Below are 21,737 nucleotides of genomic sequence, written 5' to 3' on the forward strand. Positions count from 1 at the left end.
TTACTGTCCCAATAGATAGTTAAATTTACCGGAGCAAGTAACAAGAAGGATGGAATAAATGCGTTTAAAATTAATTTTGTATTGGTTGTGGAGCATGTAAATACCTTCAATCATGTTGACAAAAAGGAATATGTTGGGTATTTAATTGTAATTCAGAACCTTGTGTGGCCTGCAAAAGGTCTGTTATTTATATGTTTATTTAGGTGATAACGGTACTTGGCAACCTTTCCTCTATGATATTGTTTTGCTTGTCTAAGTATACAAAATAGGAATGATTTTCGTTGTTTAACGAAACAGAGGTATGCACTTTACCATCAATAAAATGAATTGCGGAGGAATCATCGCAGGCATATCCATCAGTAAGTTTACCGCTAATTATATTATGGTGATATAGAGGTCTTCTTGATTTTTCAGAATTGTAATGTGGACAATGGCTTTTATCTATGAAGGCCATACCGCCAACAATACTTAGTTCTTTAGGTCTAGAGTCTGTGGTACCACCATTAAACCAACACAAAGAGCCAGCACTGCCTCCGCCTAAAACTACACCGTTATTATATGCGTTTTTAAGGGCGATATCAATACCTTGAGCTTTCCAAATGGCCAACATATTAAGTGTATTACCGCCGCCTACGACAATAGCATCCATCTTAGAGATAACTTCTTCAAACGATTCTTTTTGGTCATAAGAATTTATCCAAACACTTAATACATGAGGAGTTACATTAATTTGAGAACAAACTTCATAAAACGAATCTATATAGTTTTGATCTTCGCCGCTTGCGGTTGGTATAAAACAAATATTAGGTTTTTTTTTACCCGTAGCCTCTGCCATATATTTTAAAAATGGAACAGTATGTCTACCGCTGCCGTAAATTAAGAGCTGTTTTTTCATAATGGCAAAATACTTGATTCTATGGCTGAATTAAAAGTAAATCGTCATCTTTTTATAGCACCTTCTTTATTTTTCAATTTAGTTCATTACTGGTATAGATAGGGTATACCCCAAGTCTTCCATAAAGCTTAACATATCAAAATAACTAGATTCATGTATAATTTTACCGTCGTCATTGAAGGTGAGAATGCTAATGCCTTTAGTATGACCTACTTTCCCGGTTGGGGGAGTTTTTCCAAACATACCGGTATTTGTACCGGTACATTCCCAATTAACATACGATCTATTATCAAAGACGTTAATTTCTTTATCAATTAAAATAATGTCTGGCATAGCCCTGTGCCATAAATGCATAGCTTCAAGTAAATCTTGCTGATTATATGAGACATTCTTACCATTAACATTTCGTATAAAATTCTGAGTGGTACTTGCCCTAATTAGCAAGGTATCATTTTCGCTCCAGGCTATTAAATAGTCTTTTGAGTTTTGTTTTAAAGTTGTACTATTATGCTGAAAGGAGTTTGATTTTTTGGTTTTTTTTGCATGACCGTTGTCTCTACAAGAGATTAGTAATGAAACTACTATAATGAATACGTTTATACTAAAATATTTCATAATAGGCGATGAATTAATTTTATAAAAGTGTTGCGTATACTTTAGGTGATAATTGTTGCATTACAGGTTAAGGGTTGACTAGCGTATAGTTTTTTCAACATGAAGTAATGTATAAATAATTGAAAATCAATTTAGAAAGGGATGAAATATTAAATTGTTTGTCCCAGTATTGATAATTTTTGATCCAGTTAAGAACTGCGTAGAATGTTGTACATTTAATGATTACTCATTTTCCCTCGGTGAGATTCAACGTGCAAAATGAGAATTGCTCATCTTAACATATTTCAATTAATTCTTTTATGGCTTCTTGGGTCAAGCTTAACCTATGGTCAAATAGTTGATTTGAAAGAACCAAATCCCTATAAGAAAGTTTTTATAGAGACTGATAATTTTGGCTCATCGTATTTAGACACCTTAGCACACCATTATAGAAATATGAAAACAGATTCCATTAAGTATTCTATGCTTAATGATCTTAGTTATTATTGGCATACCAGAAATTTAAATACCGCATTGGACTATACTAAAGAAGGGTTAGCTATTACGGCGCCAGCAGACTCATTGTGGTACGGTAGGTTTCAAATCACACAAGGAGCCATTCTTTTAAGGTTAGAAAAATTAGATAGCGCTCAAATGGTTCTAGAATCTGCAAGAGCAAAAGTACATTCGTCTGATTTAGCTTTTCTATATACACAGTTAGGTTACGTTTATGAAAGAAGAGGACAATTGGACAAGGCTGCGGATTACGCATTAAAAGCCATGGAAATAGGAAATCGTTTAAACGATACCAAAGCTATAGCTATGGCTTATAGTGATTTAAGTAATTTGTTTTGGAAGCAAGGTAAATATGAGTCGGGTGTAGAATACGGACTGCGTTCTCTAGAACTTTTTGAAACATGGGGAATTACAGATTTAGATTATGACTTTACCTTGTATGTTACGGGTAATAATTATTTGGCGCTTGAAAATTACCAGCAGGCACGTAAATATTATGAACAATCAATAATCATTGGTGAACGTTATGGTTTTTATAATAATTTAAGTGATGTTTATATTTCATTAGTAGACCTCTATACCTATTTAAACGATTTTAATAAAGCTACTGAAGCCGGTAAAAATGCTGTTAAATATGCGGAACTTTTAGAGAATAATTTTATGATAATGCGTTCTTGGCTAGCAATTGGTAAGTTACAGAACAAACAAGAGAATTATCCAAATGCCATAGAAAGTCTCTTAACCTCAATCAATGTAGCTACAAAAGACTTTGGTGATGCCTATTATTTAAGTAGTGCTTATAAAGAGCTAGGTAATGCATATGCCAACGAACAAGATTATAAAAATGCACATGATGCATTTTCTGAATATGACTCATTAAGAAATGAGGTATTTACGGCAGAAGCGGATCACAGAATATCTCAATTGCGTACAGAATTTGACGTTGCAAAAAAAGAAAACACTATTGTATTACAAGAGGTACAGATTAAGAAGCAAAAGTCCACACAGCAATTAATTACAATTATAGCTTTCTTGCTATTACTATTGTTATTATTGGCGTATAAAGCAATTTCTAATAATCATAAAAAGAATAAGCTCTTACAAAGTAAGAATTCTGAAAAGGAATTTTTATTAAAAGAAATACATCATAGGGTAAAGAATAATTTGGAGATTGTGTCAAGTTTACTGTCGCTACAAGCGTCATTAATTGATGATCCTAAAATTTTAAATGCTATGGAACAAAGCCAACAACGCGTTCATAGTATGGGCATGATTCATCAAAAATTATATTTGGGAGAGCAATTAGCAACCATTGAAATGAAAGATTACTTCATTAATCTAAGTGATTATATCTTACACTCATTTGGTAAAAATAAACACATACAGGTCAATATAGCTATGGATGAACTTGAATTAGAAGTAGATTATGCTATACCTATTGGGTTGATTGTAAATGAATTAATGGCAAATGCATTAAAGTATGCCTTTCCCAACAATAGGACGGGGAGTATTGATTTAAATCTAAGTAAAAATGAAGATGTATTGGTGTTAGCGGTCAGTGACAATGGTATAGGTATCATAGAAGAAAATCTAAAAAAGGGAAACGGGTTTGGTACACACTTAGTAAATTTATTGGTAAAGCAATTAGATGGGGAAATGGTTTTATTGATAGAAAAAGGGACATCTGTTCGTATAGAATTTCAAACCATAAAGGCTGCCTAATGAATAATTTAATAAAAATACTGATTGTTGAAGATGATATGATTATTGCTGCAAACCTATCTGTTCAATTAACAAGTTTGGGATATGAGGTTACTGGTATTATACCAAGGGGAGAGGAAGCCATTTTACATATAAGAGGACAATCTCCCCATATATTGCTAATGGATATAAACCTTAAAGGAAGTTTAAATGGCGTAGAGACGGTAAAGATAATTCAAAAAGAAAAGAACATCCCTATAATATATTTAACAGCAAATAGTGATGACGCTACTTTTGAAAAGGCAAAAGAAACCCAGCCAAAGGCTTTTATAACCAAACCTTTTAATAAATTAAGTCTACAAAGAACTATTGCTTTGGTGGTAGAACAACTAAAGGATATTACGGAAACTTATCAATATTTACCTCAAGTAGAAGTGCTAAACGATCGTATTTTTGTTCGGCATAATGGAAGAATGGAAAAGCTGCTTTTAGATGAAATTTTATACATTGAGGCTGACCGTAATTATTGCGTATTAATTACTTCTAAAGTAAAACGTATACTTACCTGTACGCTTAAAGTTATGGAAGAAAAACTGCCTAATGCTACATTTGTAAGAGTGCATCGTTCTTACATTATTAATTTATCAAAATTAGATGTTCTGGCAGACCGTCATGTAGAAATAGGTAGAAAAGTTATTCCAATTGGTAAATCGCAAAAAATAATTTTAATGCAAAGAATACATACGATATAAGATTAATTTCTGATTTAAAAAATCAATTTAGAACAATTGTTTTACACATAAAAAGCCTCTACGAAATCTATAGCGTAGAGGCTTAATTGTTGATTTATAAAGGTTTGCTATACTTTAATCATTCTTGCGGGAAGCATTACGATTAGAGTTTTTCTTACTTGTATTTCTGTTGTTTTTGCCTCTAAAATTATTGCCGCCCGGTCTATTGCGGTTTTTATTTCGATTGTTATTTCTTGGACGCTGAGCAGGCTTTTCTTCTTGAATGTCATCAGCATCACCATCAGTAAATTGATGTTCTGGCATGCGAGGTACAGATTGTTTGATCAGCTTTTCAATATCACGCAAATATGCTCTTTCTTCTTTATCACAGAAAGAAATGGCTATACCGCTTGCATTTGCACGTCCGGTCCTACCAATACGGTGTACGTAGGTTTCAGATACATTTGGCAAATCATAGTTAACAACTAAGGATAGGTCTTCAACATCAATGCCCCTTGCAGCAATATCGGTAGCTACCAATACTTTCAATGAGCCATCTTTAAAACTACTAAGAGCTTTTTGTCTTGCCGTTTGTGATTTGTTACCGTGTATGGCAGCAGCACGAATACCGGCTTGGTCAAGTTTCTTTACAATCTTATTTGCACCATGCTTGGTTCTTGAGAATACAATTAAGGTATTATCTGGCTTTTCCTCTATGAGGTGTATTAGAAGTTTAGGCTTATTTGCTTTACTAACAAAATAAACACCTTGTTCAACCTTCTCTGCAGTAGCTTGTTCTGGTTTAATAGTAACGCGTTCAAAATCTCCCAGCATTTTTCTAGATAGCTCAACAATATCTTTTGGCATAGTAGCAGAAAAGAAAAGAGATTGTCTTTTAGGAGGCAATTTTGCAATAATTTTTTTGATATCATGAATAAAGCCCATGTCTAACATTTGATCTGCTTCATCAAGTACCACGTGCTCTAAATCTCTAAAAGAAATAAAACCCTGATTCATTAAATCTAATAAACGACCAGGGGTAGCCACTAATATATCTACACCACCTTTAAGTGCATTTACTTGCTTTCCTTGTTTTACTCCGCCAAAAATTACGGTATTACGTAATCCTGTATGCTTACCATACGCAGTAAGACTTTCACTAATTTGTATAGCTAGTTCACGAGTAGGTGTAACTATAAGCGCTTTTATTTTTCGCTTGGTCTGTCTTAAGCTAATACCCTCGTACAACTGGTGTAAAATAGGAATACCAAAAGCAGCTGTTTTACCAGTTCCCGTTTGTGCAACACCTAACAGGTCTTTGCCTTTAAGTAATATAGGAATAGATTGTTCTTGAATTGGAGTAGGGTGAGTATATCCTTCAGCCTCTAATGCTTTTAGGATTGGTTCGGCTAAGCCGAGTTCTTTAAATGTCATAAATTTTTAATAAGCTGCAAAGGTACGGTTTAATGTGGAAGGAATCATTATAGGGTTGTGAGGTAGGTGATTAGTATTTGGTAGCGAGTATGCGCTATTAGTAAAAGGTAATTAGATGGAAATAACAGGTAGATAGTATTAAGTATTAGGTTCAAAGTACAAAGTACAAAGTATAAAGTATAAAGTGGAAAATAGAATAGATGGAAAATATTTTTACAACAATCAACATCAACATCAACATCGATTTACGATTAACGAATAACGAATAACGAATAACGAAGTTTGAAGTTTGAATTTGAACCGGATTCTTGCGCTTGAATTATCACTGAATCTCGTTCAGCGACACTTAAAATCGCTGAGTTGTTTTTGGGTGTAATGTCGTTTATCGAGGAGGGTTTACACTTTGCCCGAACTCTTGTCTACTAACGAGAAATAGGGGTTTTTCAGCGAATCACCATCCGGTAAAACATGGTCTACGGCGTTCTATTATTGTAACAAACGCTAGTCATGAAAACAATAATAACCATCATCTTTTTCACCATTTTAAGCTTCACTGCTCAAGCACAAAACAATACAGCAGATGTAAATGTTGAAACGATGGAAATGAGTATCGTGACGCAAACAATAAACGAAATTAAAACAGCTTCCAATACAGAAGTTGCTCGTTTATACAAATTCAAAAATTCTAGGATCAAAAGAGATTTGTACTTTATCACGAAAGCGAACAAAGCAAAAATGGCTTAAGTTTTAGTGTTTAGTGTTTAGTGTTCAGTGTTCAGTTGCCAGTTACAGTTTACAGTATTGAGTGATAAGTACTAAGTATTAAGCACAAAGTACAAAGTGGAAAATAGAAAAGAGAAGAAAGATTACGAGCAATAACAATTTTGCTTTGCAAAATTTTATTTTCCAACAACCAACAACCAACAACCAACAACCAACAACCAACAACCAACAACCAACAACCATCAACGGACAACCATCAACCAATTAAAGTCCCGCCATAGCAGCTTCGGCACAGCGTTCGCCGTCCATAGCGGCAGAAACAATTCCACCGGCATAACCACCACCTTCGCCACATGGGAAAAGACCTTTTATAACAGGATGTTCTAATTTTTCATTTCTGGGAATGCTGACAGGTGATGAGGTTCTAGATTCTACGCCTACAATATTAGCCTCGGCAGTATAATACCCATGCATTTTATTACCAAAAGCTTTAAAGCCTTGTCGTAATCTACCACCGATTAATTTAGGCAATAAGGAGTGTAAGGGTGCGGAATTTAGACCGGGTTGGTATGAAGTAGGGTTGAGGTCCATAGATAAATTACCTTCTACGAAATCGGTTAAACGTTGGGCGGGAGCAGTTTGTGTTCTTCCGCCAGAAGTAAATGCCAATCGTTCTAAGTTCTTTTGATATTCCAAACCTTTTAATGCTCCAAATTTCTCGTATTTAGGAATGTCCTTATCTACATTAATTTCTACCACGATACCCGAATTGGCATATAGGTTATTTCGTTTTGATGGAGACATACCATTCACGACCACTTCACCAGGTGAAGTTGCTGCCGGAACTATGAATCCGCCGGGACACATACAGAATGAATAAACTCCTCTGTCTTTCACCTGTTCCACCAAGCTATAAGAGGCTGCTGGTAATAATTCGCTACGGTCACCAGAACAGTGGTATTGAATACTATCTATAATATGTTGCGGATGTTCTACCCGCACACCCATGGCAAATGATTTTGCTTCAAGGGCAATGTCTTTTTTATGTAGTAAATCGAATATATCTCGCGCGGAATGTCCCGTAGCCAAGATTACACGTTCCACAGCCATTTCATCAGTGTCGTTTAAAACAACTGCTTTTAGGGCATTGTCTTTAATAATGAAATCGGTCACTTTGGTATTAAAATGAATTTCACCACCATGTTGCTGTATCACCTCACGAATGTTCTGAACAATTTTAGGGAGTTTATTGGTGCCAATATGTGGATGGGCATCTACCAGAATTTGGTCAGTAGCACCATGGAATACCAAACTTTCGAATATGCGCCGTACATCGCCACGTTTAAGGCTACGGGTGTATAATTTTCCATCAGAATACGTACCGGCACCACCTTCTCCAAAGCAGTAATTACTTTCAGGGTTTACTTTATGGTCTTGGTTTATGGCTTTTAAATCTCGTCTGCGATCTTTAACATTATTGCCGCGTTCCAAGACAATAGGCTTGTATCCCATTTCTAAACAACGCAGTGCCGCCCACATACCAGCAGGTCCAAAACCTACAATATGTATGGGCTTTGCGGTGGTTACATCTTTGTATTTAAAGTTAAGCGCTTCGCTTGGGGCAGGTTCATTGATATAAATTGCCAATTTGTAATTAAAGAAAATTTTAGGTTTACGGGCGTCTATAGACTTACGGAGCACTTTAATTTTAAAGGTACCATCTTCAAGTCCCAGATACTTTGCCGTATGAATTTCTAATCCGTTAGGCGTACCTTCTTCCTTTAATGATAATCGCAATTGTACATTTCTGATCATGCTGCAAAATTAAAGTAAAAAATATGATGAGCACGACAGACGATAAAAAATGGTAAAGTGTATTGTAATTACTTCTCTTTAATAGTTCTAAATGTCAAATTTACCCTAGGATGTTTACTTTTAGTTGTTGGCGGTAATCTGTGTAGCCAATTGGTCTGGGTTTCGTCTTTCATAATCAGTAAGCTTCCTTTTTCTAAAACCAGTTCTACTTTTTCTTTGGTTTCTTTATGCTTAAAAGCGAATTTACGTTCAGCACCAAAACTAAGAGAAGCAATAGCACCATTCTTTTTTAAGTCTTTTTCTCCGTCGCTATGCCACGCCATACCTTCGCTACCGTCATGATATAAGTTTAACAAACAAGAGTTGAAGGTTTCACCGCTTTCTTTTTCTACTCTAGATTTTAATTCAAGCAATTCGGTTGTCCATGGTAATGCCAGTTTGGTAGTTTTAGAGTAGGTGTATTGAAACGGTTTTTCACCATACCAAGCCACTTTTCGTTTGGTAATAATTTTCTTTCCAAAAATAATGGCTTCATCATTTTTCCAAGCAATATTACTTAATAATGCATCTAAATACTGTATAGCTTCTTCCTCATTTAAGATTTTTCCAAAGTAGTTGACTGTTCCGCCATAGGGCAGCAAGTTGTTAGTGTGGTCTATTTTAATATCAAACAATTTCATGTTTCTTTCTTTCTAACTGTCCAAAGAACTAAAGTACTTTGTAATCCTTTTAAAAACAAAATCGGATAGTTGATCTCAACAAGATTAGCTATCCGATTTTATTGTAGTATAGACTCTATAAGCAGACCCTAATCACTTTTAAGCAAATTTTTAATGGTCTTGTTCCATTTTTCAATTGACTGAAATTCTCCACTTAGTTGAAAGTTTAATTCAGCGTTATAGAATTCAAAAACGGTGTCCGGTTTATTTGCTTTTTTGGGAAAAAGATGCAACTGTAAACGCTCTGTTATTTTTTCTTTTCTAGAAAAGGTTTTACCAATATTGGCAATTTCACAGGTTTTAATAGTAGCTAAATCTACATACTGCTGGTTTAAAACTTCTCCAGATTTTGAAATAAAGAATACGAACTTTTTATGTGCATCTGTACCTATGGCGTAATGACCAAAAACTTCATGTTCTGTTATTGTACAATTATGCTTATTTGCGATATCATTTAAAAATGACATCATTTGTTTTTCTTTTGTTTTTCTACTTTTGCTTGTTAAAACAAAAGGCATTGCACAAAGTGCAACAGATACTAAACCAATAGCGGCTATTCCTAAATCCATTGTATAATTTTTTAAATATGAGATACTAATTTTTATATGAAGTGAAGATTCACAACATAAATTCATACGTGAAAACTGACTAACCTAGCGGAAAGCCTTTATAAAATGGACTACCAGAAATTATGAAAAGGAAAAATTAAATCGGACTTTCTATGTCGGATTAATAAGTTTTTAGCGTAAAAGACATACTGTTTGTATCTAGAAGAAAATACAACTTCTGTGGTATTGGTAGCATTGCTAAAACTTGTAAAAGGAAGCTTGTAATTGGGTGCAGTTACTTCAGCTACATCAGCTACTGATATTTCAGATTGTTGTGCATGCGGCGATAAAAGCTTGGTAGATTCAGCAAAAAAGGTTTTTTGATCACTGCTTTCGCCTAAAATAGTATTGTTAGAAAAAGGTACCGTATTGGCAGTGCTAAATAACCCGAAACAATAAATTGTAACAAGTAAAAGCATTTTTAATATGTTATGTACACTATTCACTTTAAGCTAAAATATGTTGATTCAATATATCATTGACCTCTTTTAAACTTTCCTCATTATCTAACAGTAAAACCAATATGTCATTAGCTTCAATAATGGTAGATCCGCCCGGTCTTACAAAGGTACCATCTCTTTTGATCATAACAATAAAAGCGGTCCTTGGAAAATGTAAGTCGATAATTCGTTTATTGACCGCAAAACTATTGGGGTCAATAGTTACTTCCTCCATAGCAGATTTTGGTAGGTTAAGAATATACCTATCATTTTCTGCAATAGGTTTCACTTCATCTGGCAAGGCTACATTTAACCATTTTGCAAAGATAGATAAGGTGGTACCTTGAATTAAAACCGAAGAAACCGAAATAAAGAAAACGATACTAAATATGATGTTTGCCTTATCAATACCGGCCAATAGGGGATAGGTAGCAAATACAATAGGTACTGCACCGCGTAAACCAACCCAAGAAATATAGAATCTTCTACCTAGTTTCATTTTAAAGAACATGAGACTAAGAAAAACACTTACGGGTCTGGCAATTAGAATCAAGAATACTGAAATTAATAAGCCTATGCCCAAATAGGGGGTGATTTGAGACGGAAAAACCAATAAACCAAGCGTAAGGAACAATACAATCTGCATAAGCCAAGCCATACCATCGAACATTTTTAAAATGGTCGTTTTATGGATTAAATCTTGATTGCCTAAGTATACGGCGCAAATATAAATAGATAAGAATCCATTACCGCCAACAGCATCTGTAGCTGAAAATGTGATGAACATTAGTGCAATGACTAATACTGGGTAGAGTCCTTCAAAACCTAGTTTAATTTTGTTGATGATAATTTCGCTAAGTTTCCCAAAAGCAAATCCGCCGATACCACCTAAAATCATCTGTTTAAAAAAAAGCGGAATAATAGATAGTATACTTAAATCCTGATTAATAACCAGGGTTAAAAAAGCCAAGGTTAGCACATAGGCCATAGGGTCATTACTACCGCTTTCTAGTTCTAGTGTTGGTCTTAAGTTACTTTTAAGTGCCAAGTTTTTAGAACGCAATATGGAGAAAACCGCAGCGGCGTCAGTAGATGAAACTATAGATCCCAGTAACATACTCTCGTAAATGGTAAAATCTGTAATGTAATAAACAAAGGTCCCCAAGGTAAGTGCAGTAAGCAAGACGCCTAATGTAGAAAGCACCAAGCCTTCTTTTAGAATGGGTTTAACGGCGTTCCAATTGGTATCCAATCCACCAGAAAACAAAATAAAATTTAAAGAAACTATACCTATAAATTGTGCAAGCTTAGGGTCGTTAAACTGAATACCTCCAATACCGTCAGATCCCGCAAGCATGCCAATGGCCAGGAAAAGTATTAAAGTGGGTACACCAAATTTGTATGAAGTCTTACCTACTATAATGCTTATGAAAAGCAGAATAGAACCTACAAGAAGAATGTTTTCTATAGTAAGATTCATTGGCGATCGTTAATCTTAATTGTTAAGCAGTAAAGTTAAATCATTTCTTAAAAAAACAATACAAATGTTAAGGTTTGGTACAAAGTTAACATGTTGTATTAATAGCCAATATTTATAGAAAATTTAATTTGCATTTTCTAAATAGTGCAGTTATCATATTTATTAGATATAATGATTGTATACTAACTGCCACAATTGCGGATAAAGTAAGGGTTGTTTGTGCATCAAAATATAAAGAAGAAATACCTTGACTGGAGGGCGGTAAGAAATATGGGATTAAAATAATGAAGCAAAAACTGATAACTGTGAAAATTAAATGAATTACGGTCAGCCAATTTACCAGCTTTCTATTTAGCCTAATGGCTACCCAGTAACCAAAACCTAGAATTCCGTATATAATAGAGATCAATACTGCTAAATTGATCAACCCTATTACCAAATAGGTGTCATAAATGTTGATGTCGAGTGTTTTATCAGGTTTTAGAAATCCGATTAATAGTATTACGGGAATAAGAATCCATAATACCAAATGTGGTGCTTGGGTAATTTTATTCATTTAATAAATGTAGTGTTATTCTTAAGGTGAAGTTAAGAATTATTAAGGTCATCTTAATTATTATATTTCAACGACATATTATAAATACATTTGCATGTATCAATATATTAAATGCATCATGAAGCTAGAACAAATAGAAAAAATATCTAAGGCATTAAGTGATGTAAATCGGTTAAAAATATTGCAGTACATGCAAAAGAACCAAGGAAAAGTAGCATGTGCTAAAGCTTGTAATTTGTTAGACTTAGCTCAGCCATCTATTAGTCACCATATAAAAAAAATGGTTGAAGCAGGTTTGATCAATCAGCATAAAATAGGTCGTAACTATAATTATACTTTGAATCATGAAGTGTGGGATAATTATATGTTACGCTTACAGAATCTGTAATTTTTTATTTAAATATATAGATACTTTTAAATGTATAAATGAATTTAAGGTATGAAAAAGATTGATTATTCCATATTAGATTTAGCCATAGTATCTGAGGGTACACCCCTTAAAGAAACTTTTGATCACTCGGTAAGGCTTGCACAAGCAGCGGAAGCAGCAGGCTATACCCGTTTTTGGTTGGCAGAACATCATAATTCCGTGGCTATTGGTAGTAGCGCTACATCTATTTTAATAGGTAAGATTGCCGAAGAAACTAAAACCTTACGTGTAGGTTCTGGCGGCATTATGTTGCCCAACCATTCTCCATTAATTATAGCGGAGCAATTTGGTACTCTGGGCATTTTATATCCAGATCGAATTGATTTAGGGCTAGGGCGTGCACCGGGTACAGATCAGTTAACCGCTCAGGCAATCCGATCAGATTTTTATCAGGCAGCGCAATCGTTTCCTTTAGAGGTTGAAAAAATACAACGTTATTTTTCTACCGATAATTCTGAAGCCAAAGTACGTGTTACCTTAGCAGAAGGGGTAGAAGTACCACTTTATATTTTGGGCTCTAGCACTGATAGTGCCCATTTAGCGGCCAAGAAAGGATTGCCCTATGCATTTGCGAGCCACTTTGCGACAACACACTTAATGAATGCCCTGCAAATTTATCATCAAGAATTTCAATCATCGGAGGTATTGGAGAAACCTTACACTATGGCGGGCGTTAATATTATCATTGCAGATACTGATGAAGAAGCAGAACGTATTTCAACATCGCTATATAAAATGATTATTGGTCTATTGACAGGAAATAGAGGATTTATGCAACCACCGGTTACTATGACCCCAGATTTACGGGAACTAAGTCAGAACCCTTCCGTGCAACAAATGTTGAAATATTCTTTTATAGGTAGCAAGGAGACCGTTAAAAAACAAGTGCAGCAGTTTATTGAAGATACACAGGTAGATGAACTTATTGCGGTAACCAATATTTATGACGGTCAAGATCGCATAAAGTCATATAAATTGTTTGCAGAGATCATGAAGGAATTAAATGGAGAGAAGAAGTAACTTCTCTCCATATTACTCTTTTATTACAACGGTAGATTGTCTTTCTCTATTTACCGTAAGTTTGGTTACGTCTGGTCTGGAATAATGCCCAACAGGGTCAAAATTCTGGCGTTCTTCTAGTACCTTATTAAAATCTATGGTAGCGGTAATGAGTCCTTCTTTATCAATGACCGGAGGTAAAACCCATTCCCCATCGGGTCCAGCAATACAAGAACCTCCATTTGCTAAAGTATCTGGACAATTTTCAAGAATAGCGTTTAAGTGCGGTGTATATTCAGGAAAATCTTTTTTGCGCATTAGGCTAGAAACAGAAACGACGAATGACCGCGATTCCCTAGCAATGAACCGCGTAATATCGGTAGTATTAAAATCAGAGCCTGGCCACACTGCAATATGCAAATCTTCACCTAAGCCATACAATGTATTTCTAGCTAAAGGCATCCAGTTTTCCCAACAATTGAGTCCGCCCACGGTAAAGTTTTTTAAGTGGTGCACTCGTAATCCGTAACCATCACCAGGCGCCCAAGTTAATCTTTCTTCATAGGTAGGTTGTAATTTTCTATGCACAGATTTAATATCTCCTTCACTATTTATATAAACAAGAGAGCAGTAAATGCTGTGACCGCCTCTATTTTTTGCACGTTCCATTAAACCTAAGTAAATAGCAATATTATGCTGCTTTGCAAGTGTGCAAATGTCATCTAGCTCTCCCGTTTCAATTTGAATGGAATTTTTAATGTAGTGCGCATGAATCTCCTTTTGAACTTTTGAATTGAATTTTGCACCATCGGTCATAGAAACCCAAAAAGGATAGCCCGGTAAAAGTGCTTCACCAAACACAACCAATTTACAACCATCATTACTAGCTTTGATAATATATTGTTTGATTTTATCAATGGTAGCTTTCTTATTTAGCCAAACCGGAGAGATTTGAGCCATGCCTATTTTCAGGTTGTTTTGATCCGGAGTATCTATAATTTTAGTCATTGTAGCGTAGTTATTTTTTTAAAGATCAACTTTAATGTGTAATATATAAATAGTTGATTTTAAGTCAGTTGCTTAGTTTTTGTTTGGGTTTTATTTGCTATAAAACAGTACTGGTGGTTGACTTTATTTCAAAGGTATTAATTCTAAAGTGTTTTGCAAGTAGCTAGTATACAAACCAGAATTGCCGATGTTTGGGTGGTAAAAAAGCTACATCTCTTCTTTATGAAGAATGAAGAAGGATGAAAGTATATGGATGTACTCGTTGTATAACTTTAGTACGGATGGTATTTTTTTAATTGCGATTAAAAATAGTAGTTGTGCTTTTATAGTAGGTTGTCTATTATAATATTTATTTAATTTTCAACTTCGGTTACCTTGATTCTAGGATTTTCATTTTTTGATTTTAATAGAAATTTATTAAATTCTTTATCTATTAAGTATTTGTCTTTTATGATATAGACAATAGCCACACCATTAATAAATTTAGAACCCTTTCTAAAGCTTAGACCAATCTGCACCTCGCCATTTCTGTTAATATACCCACACTCGCCAAATTTTGTTCCATATGCAGCCATTCCGTCATAAAAGGGCTCTAAATTGGGAACCTCAAATTTAAAATCTATTTTAATTTCATTTTTATGATTAATAAAGCCCCATTTTCCATTGAAATTTACAGGAGCTACCCCTTCAGAGAAATCATTGACATTAGCATACATCAGTGGAATTATTATTTTTCCAGCTTCATTGATAAATCCATATTTTCCATCCTTTTTAATATAGGCAAATCCGTTATTAAAAGCTCCTATTTTATCATATTCAGGTTTTAATAGTATGTTGAAATTTTTATCTAATAGACCATGTTTGTAGTTTTCATTTTCAATAAAGTAACCGTTAAAATCTTTTCTGGTATAGATAGAGTTGAAGGTAGGAGGGGTAATTATTTCTCCCGTATCCCTTACAAATTCAAAAGTATGGTTAGCACTTTTTCTTACTTTTGCAATACCGTTATGAAAAGAAGAAGCCGTGTAAAATATAGCGTCAAAGACCGTTTTTCCTTCAATTGTTTTATACCCATACTTATTGTTATGTTCAAATATGAAAATTTTAGTTTTATAATCGTAAGAAAAAATTCTGTGAGAAAATTTATTTGAAATTGTGTTGCCTTTATAATCTATGATATAATAAAGGTCATCTTCCTTTACAATGATGTTTTCTTTGTCTTCAGGAGAAATGGCGTCATAATTTGGTTTTAAAAACTCTTCTGCTTTTTGATTAACAAGTCCAAATTTGTCTTCTTCCTTAAATCTAAAAATACCTGAAACAGCTGTATATTTCAATTCGTTGTAAGTAGGGTCAATGATCCATTGACCGTCTAAATTCATTACGCCATACTTGCCTTCATATTTAAAAATAATAAAAGAGCCTACACTATAGTTATCTCCAAGTCGCCATATATCATATAAATTATCTTGAAAAACTTTGCTGTAATACGAAATTACATGACCACCTAACCTTTCATATGTAGCTTCTGCTACTATTTTCATTTCATTATTAACCAACCCCTTTTTTCCGTTTCTCTCAAATACATAAACATTTCTATGATCTTGGGAATAGATACTGCCAGAATACAGCAGAATATAGATGATACAAAGTATTAGTTTATTCATTTTATTAAAATTTGTTTCTCTCCATTTCTAATCATTGAACTTAATAAAATAATGCTTCGGGTTACATAAGAATCTGTGTGTTTTTTATCGATAATAGAGATTTAAATGTTCCGTCACTTGCCTAGATACCTAAATGAAATTTTCAATTCATTGGTTAGCGTTTTGTTCTAATGAATAACCACGTTCATGGATAGGAATAATTTCTAAATTGAATACGAGAGTTTCTGTAAGAATATTAGACGTAACAAAAGTGCAATTCACTTTGTTAAAGGCTAAAATAGCAATTGTTTTATTAGGCTAAAGTGTAATTTTCATCTTCTGTTTTCTTTTTTAATTACATTGATTAATGCAGCAACAATTTCACTTTTGGATATATAATTATTTTTAGAGTAAATTAGATAATCTACTGTTCCGCTTTTTTTTATTCGAATAGTTACGTCTACAAAACCAGTTTTTTTTATACGAATACTAGTATCTCCAAAGCCACTTTTTTTAATTCTGACAGAGCGATCACCAAATCCGGTATATTTTAAAACATAATCAGCTTTGAATTTACTTTTTGTAAACCCAACACTGAAGTCTCCAAATCCAGAATCCTTAAACCGAACAGAAATGTCCCCCAAACCGCTTTCCTTAATACGTATAGATTCATCACCAAACCCTGAGGTTTTAATTTTTACTTTTTCTTGACTTACTATAGAATGCGTAAAAAATGATAAGATTAATAATGATATAAATTTCAATTTCATAGTGTTCATTTAATGCTAGCCTGTTTTTAGGGTATAGCAGGTAGGGCAGGGTAAGGGGAAAGACCTCTCCGCAAAGCCATAACCAAGATTTTATATATTTTGATTATTTTATTTTTTGAATTGCAAAACCAAAAGAATGGGTGATATTAAAAAATGCGTCAAAGCCATTTAGAAGTGTACCGCTCCTTTAATTGGTAAGGACTTTTGTATAGCTCAGTTTTTTATGTTTCGCCTTTTTAAGGAAGGTAAGAGTTCCGCATCCGCGTATTTGTGCGCATTCATACCATCTGTTTTTATGATACATTTTTTGGTATTATTTGATCTCATATTTGAGAATCTTATTGTGTTTTGAGTTTTATGTGCTGTAATTGTAAATATGTTTGTTATCAATTAATTACGGGGGTATTTTCAATGTTATTTAATTTGGACTTAATAGTGTAGCTGTCATTTAAAGGAGATCCTCCTAAAAGAATAAAAGGTTATTGTGTACGTAGTTAAGCATCAGTAGTCAATGATTTGCCTGTTTACCATTTGTCAATTCATATTGCCTGTACTCTGTGGGTTTTTCTGAATTTAGTTTTAAATAAAGGCAACCACCAACAGTATTGTATTCATTGAAAAACTACTTGCGTTAAGTAATCTGATTGTGCCATGGTATTTTTGCTATTGTTGGTATTATTTTTAACAGCGCAGTTTGTCATTACCTGAGTAAGCACTTCTAATCTTAGAATTCTTTTCATTTGATAAGTTTTATAAGTTAGATGTCTTTAGTGCAAATAAGTTGCGTCAAAATAATTGCCATCGTCAAAAATGAAAAAAAAGTGTAGCAGAAGTATGGTATTTTAATGCTTGGGCGTTTATTTTAGGAGTGTAGATAAAAAGAATAATCATAAGAAGCTGTTTGCAACGGGTTTTTTCCAATGCTTATAAGAAGAGGGATCGTAAAGTTCTACTATGAACGGCCGTGTACGGGACCCTTATGTACGGTAGTATGAGAGGTGCGCACCGTCATTAGATGGTGGAACCATCCATTAGGTTAGCGGTAGTTTAATTATCTTTAGTTGGTTTTTTTTGAAGATGTTTCATTTTTTTTCCTGTTAACACTTTTGTGTCTACTAATTCAAAGCCTAAATTTAAATATAGTTTTTCTGCTTTTGTGTTATCATCATCTACTAACAAACCTAGTGTCTGTTGATTTAAGTTAAACCTATTAATTATAAAATGTAGCATTTTGGTTCCAATACCTCTTCCTTGGCTTTTTGGATCAACGCCAAAAGAATCAATGTAATGCTCACCTTTTTGCGTTTCATTTTCTGGCTTAAAGTGAAGATTAAAATGTTCACTTATATACTTTACAATAGGTTTTCTTAATTTATCTAATTCAGCACCATCGTAAATGTTTATCGTGCCCTCTATTCCTCGGTCGGTTTCAGCTACAAAACAATTTTTATAAGAATATTGGTTGTTTTCTTTTTCAACAAAGTAATGCAGAAACTTCTTTGCTTGTTTGGAGTTTCTCATCCCTATAAATTCATAGAGAAATCCTTCCATTGCAAGAAATAAGTGTTCTGAGATTTTAACAGCATCTTCTATTTTTGCTTTTCTAATTATCATTATTTGTCAAGTTCTGACCAACGTAAAAATTAGTCTCTGGTTATTAATTGTGTATACTTTACTCAAAATTAATCATTTTTATATCTATTTTATTTATTATCCAATTTACGTAAGTAAGAGGATTTAATTAGAACTAGAGTAATAGATAAGTTGTATGCTGATTTATTTGTGAAACCTTTTATAGGGAATTACCGCCCACGGTCTATTATAACAATAATTGCGGGTTTACGTGCGGAGATTTTCTACAGGGAAATTAGACGTAGCAAACTTGAATCTACCTTTCATTGAACCCAAAAACGAGCTATTATTTTTATACATGGTGTGTGCCGGGCATGGGCATTTTTTGTTAACAGCAAAGTAGATAATTAATTCTAGGGGATGTAATTCCCTTATGGGCAGGGATAATGCCTAGAACCATTAGTAAGTAGCAAGGATGGTAGCCGTGAGACCATATTTGAAGATTATTTGCGATTGAATAATGGGCAAATACCGACTACAAAACTTGGTACCGACCCTTCGGCTATGCTCAGGATAAACCAAGCAAGAACCGTATGCTGTACACAAAGACAAGAACGTATTTGTCATCAATTATAAAAAGAGCGGTTTAGTAATTGATAAGCGCTTTTATGACACACAGAAAGATGACTTTCAGTTTTTAGGTAGACAAAAAAAAGCCCCTTAAAGAGGCTTATAACGATAGTATTAAGTTTCAATTAACGGCTTATAAAACGGTTACCGGTTTTGGTGACAGAATTTTTTGCTGTTTATCTCAATGTTCTTGTGTAAAAAGAAACTAATTTTTCTACAGCTTTATTTACGTATTTTTCTTGGCCGTACCAATCAAAAAATGTTGTCTTCTTAATGCTGAATACTTCTTTAGCTCCTTTAACGGCAATTTTACTAAAAAAATACAGACCAAGCATTCTCGCCAATTATAGCTAAAAATGGTCTGGCATTCATTAAATCTATATGACCACTTGGGTTAAAAAAAGTAACGTCTATTTAAAGACATTGCTGCTCTTAAAAGTTAAAAGGCTTATACCAGTATGCTTCTTTTTTGTGTTTTCATAGTTTTAAATTTTTATACGTCTTGCATGGTGTCTGTAATAATTATTTCACGTAGTAAAACTGCTTGCGGTAATTGGTATGCAAATTTTACTGTTGTGGCAACGTCTGCAGCTGTAATGTTTACGGCACCAGCGTTTTCTTTCCACTCATTGTAGCCATCAATTATAGATTTGTCTGTAGTGTGATCTAAAAGCTCTGTTTTAACCGCTCCTGGTTCTATAGCAATTACACGAACATTGTATGGAGAAAGCTCTAGTCTTCCCGTTTGTGTTAATCCCCGAACTCCAAATTTACTAGCGGAATACGCAGCGTGATTTGCAAAAGGTTGTAAGCCTGCTGTAGACGCAATGTTTATGATTGTTCCACTTTTCCGAGCCTTCATTTTTTGCATAACTGCTGCCATTCCGTTCATTACACCAAGAATATTAACGTCAAGCATTGTTTTCCATTCGGAAGGATCTTGCGTTGCTATATCCCCCAAAAGCATTACGCCAGCATTGTTTACCAATAAATCGGTTTCTCCATATATTGCTTCAGCTTCAGCGATAACCTTTTCAAAATCACTTTTATTGGTTACGTCTAATTTTCGGCATAAAGCATTAGGTAAGTTTAAAGCTTCCATTTTCTCAACTCTTCTGGCTAATAATAAAAGTGGATAACCATCTTTAGAAAATGTTTTTGCCATTTCTAATCCAAAACCTGAGCTCGCTCCAGTAATTACAATTAATTTCTTTGTTTCCATAATATGTCTATTTTTGTTATAATAAATATTGATGATGATTTAAGGTTGTTACCTTCAATTAGCTGTTTTTATTTCGTTTACAAAGATATTTTAGATTAAAAGAGCATCAAAATATCAATTTTTTATGCTTATCATAAATTTTAATTATAATGGAAGAGCGCCTTTTAAGATTTTTTGTAGCGGTTTACGAAGAAAAAAATTTAACTAGAGCATCAGAGTTATGCTTTGTTTCTCAACCTAATATTTCCAACGGAATAAAACAGTTGGAGGAAAAAATGGGAAAGAATTTATTTAACAGACACAAACGAGGTGTAGAGTTGACAAATGAAGCACATTATCTGTATCCTATAGCAAAACGATTGTTAGGGGAGCTTAAGGAGCTACCAGATTTATTTTTAAAACAAGACATTAGCAACCAAATAACTATTGGTGTTGCTGATAGTTTACCACAGGAATATAAGCTGCAGTTTTTTAAAACAGCAACACGTTTAAATGATGCTGTTTTATGGAATGTAACTGATATAGGACGCGAAAATGAAGTGAACTTATTGGTGCGAGAATGGAAAGATGAAGAAGATTTGTTTTTACCGCTTTGGAAAGAAAACTATGTGCTATGTATACCAAACGGTCATCAGCTATTACAGAAAGATGAAATTGATTTGGTGGAGGATTTAAAAAATGAAAACTTTATACATTGCCCATCTTGTGAAGCACACAAACAATGTATTTCTATATTAAATTTTTCTAACCAAACTGTAAATACGGTTGGTAATTGTTCAACTAAAACAGAAACATTAACGCTTTTAATGGCTGGATTAGGTTTAACTTTTTTACCAGAATACTTTATAGATGGTTGGTATGGTTTTGAAACAAGACCGTATAAAGGACCTACTTACTATAGAGAAATTGGTTTAGCATATTCACGCAACAGTCTACAAAACCCTGCTATAGCCAAAATGATAAATTATTTTTCTAAAAATGAATTGAAAGGAAATAAATTTAGTGATTTTGCATCTTATAAAAAGTCTCAATAGTAAAAGTAAGGTTGTAAGCAGATATTGTTCCTGAAGGTTGAACTCGTATAAGAATAGTTGCGGGTTTACGAGCGGGATTTTCCACCAGTGAAATCGGACGTAGTACACTTGCAACGACTTGACCTCCTCCCTTTAAACCGGACCGTTTAATACTAGAGAAAACCGGGCGAATAAATGTTTAACTTTAAATAGATTATTTGCTTATGAAACGATC

General features: G+C 33.9%; 21 protein-coding genes. 6 read left to right on the forward strand and 15 right to left on the reverse strand.

The genetic code is table 11. The annotated features are described in order from the left end of the window. Nucleotides 1-199 precede the first annotated feature (199 nt). The gene (locus tag BW936_RS16885; protein WP_076550518.1) at nucleotides 200-895 is read right to left on the reverse strand and encodes a Type 1 glutamine amidotransferase-like domain-containing protein; all 696 of its coding nucleotides are present in this window, start codon (nucleotides 893-895) and stop codon (nucleotides 200-202) included. A 78-nt stretch (nucleotides 896-973) separates the two neighbouring features. Beyond that, a complete protein-coding gene (locus tag BW936_RS16890) occupies nucleotides 974-1,510 on the reverse strand; it encodes an ester cyclase (protein WP_076550520.1) in 537 nt (178 codons plus the stop codon). A 258-nt stretch (nucleotides 1,511-1,768) separates the two neighbouring features. On the opposite strand from BW936_RS16890, the gene BW936_RS16895 reads away from it, so the two are divergent. Beyond that, entirely contained in the window at nucleotides 1,769-3,727 is a 1,959-nt protein-coding gene (locus tag BW936_RS16895) for a tetratricopeptide repeat protein (RefSeq protein ID WP_076550522.1), read from the forward strand. Continuing rightward, a complete protein-coding gene (locus BW936_RS16900) occupies nucleotides 3,727-4,458 on the forward strand; it encodes a response regulator (protein WP_076550525.1) in 732 nt (243 codons plus the stop codon). The genes BW936_RS16895 and BW936_RS16900 overlap by 1 nt, the downstream gene beginning before the upstream one ends. A 114-nt stretch (nucleotides 4,459-4,572) precedes the next feature. Here BW936_RS16900 and BW936_RS16905 read toward each other — a convergent pair whose 3' ends face one another. Continuing rightward, nucleotides 4,573-5,871 carry a DEAD/DEAH box helicase gene (locus BW936_RS16905; RefSeq protein ID WP_076550528.1) on the reverse strand — a complete coding sequence of 433 codons (1,299 nt, stop codon included), beginning with the start codon at nucleotides 5,869-5,871 and terminating at the stop codon, nucleotides 4,573-4,575. Between the two features lie 507 nt (nucleotides 5,872-6,378). On the opposite strand from BW936_RS16905, the gene BW936_RS16910 reads away from it, so the two are divergent. Further along, nucleotides 6,379-6,615 (forward strand): hypothetical protein, encoded by a 237-nt coding sequence (locus BW936_RS16910; protein WP_076550530.1) that lies wholly within the window; start codon nucleotides 6,379-6,381, stop codon nucleotides 6,613-6,615. Between the two features lie 243 nt (nucleotides 6,616-6,858). On the opposite strand, the gene BW936_RS16920 is transcribed toward BW936_RS16910, so the two are convergent. The 6 genes from BW936_RS16920 to BW936_RS16945 form a co-directional block, all read right to left on the reverse strand. Next, nucleotides 6,859-8,409 (reverse strand): NAD(P)/FAD-dependent oxidoreductase, encoded by a 1,551-nt coding sequence (locus tag BW936_RS16920; RefSeq protein WP_076550532.1) that lies wholly within the window; start codon nucleotides 8,407-8,409, stop codon nucleotides 6,859-6,861. A gap of 68 nt (nucleotides 8,410-8,477) precedes the next feature. Next, a complete protein-coding gene (locus BW936_RS16925) occupies nucleotides 8,478-9,089 on the reverse strand; it encodes an alpha-ketoglutarate-dependent dioxygenase AlkB family protein (protein ID WP_076550535.1) in 612 nt (203 codons plus the stop codon). Between the two features lie 128 nt (nucleotides 9,090-9,217). Beyond that, nucleotides 9,218-9,697, reverse strand: coding sequence for a hypothetical protein (locus BW936_RS16930; protein ID WP_076550537.1), 480 nt, complete (start codon nucleotides 9,695-9,697; stop codon nucleotides 9,218-9,220). Between the two features lie 110 nt (nucleotides 9,698-9,807). Further along, nucleotides 9,808-10,155 (reverse strand): hypothetical protein, encoded by a 348-nt coding sequence (locus BW936_RS16935; protein ID WP_076550539.1) that lies wholly within the window; start codon nucleotides 10,153-10,155, stop codon nucleotides 9,808-9,810. A 28-nt stretch (nucleotides 10,156-10,183) separates the two neighbouring features. Then, a complete protein-coding gene (locus BW936_RS16940; RefSeq protein ID WP_076550541.1) occupies nucleotides 10,184-11,656 on the reverse strand; it encodes a potassium/proton antiporter in 1,473 nt (490 codons plus the stop codon). A gap of 112 nt (nucleotides 11,657-11,768) precedes the next feature. Further along, the gene (locus BW936_RS16945) at nucleotides 11,769-12,212 is read right to left on the reverse strand and encodes a hypothetical protein (protein WP_076550543.1); all 444 of its coding nucleotides are present in this window, start codon (nucleotides 12,210-12,212) and stop codon (nucleotides 11,769-11,771) included. Nucleotides 12,213-12,330: 118 nt separating this feature from the next. Between BW936_RS16945 and BW936_RS16950 the strand changes: the two genes are divergently transcribed. Together BW936_RS16950 and BW936_RS16955 are read left to right on the forward strand one after the other, a co-directional pair. Further along, nucleotides 12,331-12,600, forward strand: a complete 270-nt coding sequence (locus tag BW936_RS16950; protein WP_076550545.1) for an ArsR/SmtB family transcription factor — start codon at nucleotides 12,331-12,333, stop codon at nucleotides 12,598-12,600. Between the two features lie 51 nt (nucleotides 12,601-12,651). Continuing rightward, nucleotides 12,652-13,662: an LLM class flavin-dependent oxidoreductase gene (locus BW936_RS16955; RefSeq protein ID WP_076550547.1), complete on the forward strand. Its 1,011-nt coding sequence runs from the start codon at nucleotides 12,652-12,654 to the stop codon at nucleotides 13,660-13,662. 12 nt (nucleotides 13,663-13,674) lie between these two features. Here BW936_RS16955 and BW936_RS16960 read toward each other — a convergent pair whose 3' ends face one another. From BW936_RS16960 to BW936_RS16980, 6 genes are all read right to left on the reverse strand, one after another. Next, the gene (locus tag BW936_RS16960; protein ID WP_076550550.1) at nucleotides 13,675-14,649 is read right to left on the reverse strand and encodes a carbon-nitrogen hydrolase family protein; all 975 of its coding nucleotides are present in this window, start codon (nucleotides 14,647-14,649) and stop codon (nucleotides 13,675-13,677) included. A gap of 353 nt (nucleotides 14,650-15,002) precedes the next feature. Further along, entirely contained in the window at nucleotides 15,003-16,316 is a 1,314-nt protein-coding gene (locus BW936_RS16965) for a WG repeat-containing protein (RefSeq protein WP_076550552.1), read from the reverse strand. Nucleotides 16,317-16,627: 311 nt separating this feature from the next. Next, nucleotides 16,628-17,065, reverse strand: a complete 438-nt coding sequence (locus tag BW936_RS16970) for a hypothetical protein (protein ID WP_076550554.1) — start codon at nucleotides 17,063-17,065, stop codon at nucleotides 16,628-16,630. Nucleotides 17,066-17,676: 611 nt separating this feature from the next. After that, complete coding sequence (locus tag BW936_RS20075) at nucleotides 17,677-17,805, reverse strand: hypothetical protein (protein ID WP_262494012.1); 129 nt, start codon at nucleotides 17,803-17,805, stop codon at nucleotides 17,677-17,679. Nucleotides 17,806-18,112: 307 nt separating this feature from the next. Then, the gene (locus tag BW936_RS16975) at nucleotides 18,113-18,679 is read right to left on the reverse strand and encodes a GNAT family N-acetyltransferase (RefSeq protein WP_076550556.1); all 567 of its coding nucleotides are present in this window, start codon (nucleotides 18,677-18,679) and stop codon (nucleotides 18,113-18,115) included. Between the two features lie 1,081 nt (nucleotides 18,680-19,760). Then, nucleotides 19,761-20,489, reverse strand: coding sequence for an SDR family oxidoreductase (locus BW936_RS16980; RefSeq protein WP_076550558.1), 729 nt, complete (start codon nucleotides 20,487-20,489; stop codon nucleotides 19,761-19,763). 149 nt (nucleotides 20,490-20,638) lie between these two features. On the opposite strand from BW936_RS16980, the gene BW936_RS16985 reads away from it, so the two are divergent. After that, entirely contained in the window at nucleotides 20,639-21,523 is an 885-nt protein-coding gene (locus tag BW936_RS16985; protein ID WP_076550560.1) for a LysR family transcriptional regulator, read from the forward strand. Nucleotides 21,524-21,737 lie beyond the last annotated feature (214 nt).

Source organism: Maribacter ulvicola, from assembly GCF_900155985.1.
Lineage (GTDB): Bacteria > Bacteroidota > Bacteroidia > Flavobacteriales > Flavobacteriaceae > Maribacter > Maribacter ulvicola.

What these genes read in the sequence shown, in the direction of transcription:
- BW936_RS16885 (WP_076550518.1), bottom strand. Translation starts at nt 895, where the DNA reads ATGAAAAAACAGCTCTTAATTTACGGCAGCGGTAGACATACTGTTCCA.
- BW936_RS16890 (WP_076550520.1), bottom strand. Translation starts at nt 1,510, where the DNA reads ATGAAATATTTTAGTATAAACGTATTCATTATAGTAGTTTCATTACTA.
- BW936_RS16895 (WP_076550522.1), top strand. Translation starts at nt 1,769, where the DNA reads ATGAGAATTGCTCATCTTAACATATTTCAATTAATTCTTTTATGGCTT.
- BW936_RS16900 (WP_076550525.1), top strand. Translation starts at nt 3,727, where the DNA reads ATGAATAATTTAATAAAAATACTGATTGTTGAAGATGATATGATTATT.
- BW936_RS16905 (WP_076550528.1), bottom strand. Translation starts at nt 5,871, where the DNA reads ATGACATTTAAAGAACTCGGCTTAGCCGAACCAATCCTAAAAGCATTA.
- BW936_RS16910 (WP_076550530.1), top strand. Translation starts at nt 6,379, where the DNA reads ATGAAAACAATAATAACCATCATCTTTTTCACCATTTTAAGCTTCACT.
- BW936_RS16920 (WP_076550532.1), bottom strand. Translation starts at nt 8,409, where the DNA reads ATGATCAGAAATGTACAATTGCGATTATCATTAAAGGAAGAAGGTACG.
- BW936_RS16925 (WP_076550535.1), bottom strand. Translation starts at nt 9,089, where the DNA reads ATGAAATTGTTTGATATTAAAATAGACCACACTAACAACTTGCTGCCC.
- BW936_RS16930 (WP_076550537.1), bottom strand. Translation starts at nt 9,697, where the DNA reads ATGGATTTAGGAATAGCCGCTATTGGTTTAGTATCTGTTGCACTTTGT.
- BW936_RS16935 (WP_076550539.1), bottom strand. Translation starts at nt 10,155, where the DNA reads ATGCTTTTACTTGTTACAATTTATTGTTTCGGGTTATTTAGCACTGCC.
- BW936_RS16940 (WP_076550541.1), bottom strand. Translation starts at nt 11,656, where the DNA reads ATGAATCTTACTATAGAAAACATTCTTCTTGTAGGTTCTATTCTGCTT.
- BW936_RS16945 (WP_076550543.1), bottom strand. Translation starts at nt 12,212, where the DNA reads ATGAATAAAATTACCCAAGCACCACATTTGGTATTATGGATTCTTATT.
- BW936_RS16950 (WP_076550545.1), top strand. Translation starts at nt 12,331, where the DNA reads ATGAAGCTAGAACAAATAGAAAAAATATCTAAGGCATTAAGTGATGTA.
- BW936_RS16955 (WP_076550547.1), top strand. Translation starts at nt 12,652, where the DNA reads ATGAAAAAGATTGATTATTCCATATTAGATTTAGCCATAGTATCTGAG.
- BW936_RS16960 (WP_076550550.1), bottom strand. Translation starts at nt 14,649, where the DNA reads ATGACTAAAATTATAGATACTCCGGATCAAAACAACCTGAAAATAGGC.
- BW936_RS16965 (WP_076550552.1), bottom strand. Translation starts at nt 16,316, where the DNA reads ATGAATAAACTAATACTTTGTATCATCTATATTCTGCTGTATTCTGGC.
- BW936_RS16970 (WP_076550554.1), bottom strand. Translation starts at nt 17,065, where the DNA reads ATGAAATTGAAATTTATATCATTATTAATCTTATCATTTTTTACGCAT.
- BW936_RS20075 (WP_262494012.1), bottom strand. Translation starts at nt 17,805, where the DNA reads ATGAAAAGAATTCTAAGATTAGAAGTGCTTACTCAGGTAATGACAAAC.
- BW936_RS16975 (WP_076550556.1), bottom strand. Translation starts at nt 18,679, where the DNA reads ATGATAATTAGAAAAGCAAAAATAGAAGATGCTGTTAAAATCTCAGAA.
- BW936_RS16980 (WP_076550558.1), bottom strand. Translation starts at nt 20,489, where the DNA reads ATGGAAACAAAGAAATTAATTGTAATTACTGGAGCGAGCTCAGGTTTT.
- BW936_RS16985 (WP_076550560.1), top strand. Translation starts at nt 20,639, where the DNA reads ATGGAAGAGCGCCTTTTAAGATTTTTTGTAGCGGTTTACGAAGAAAAA.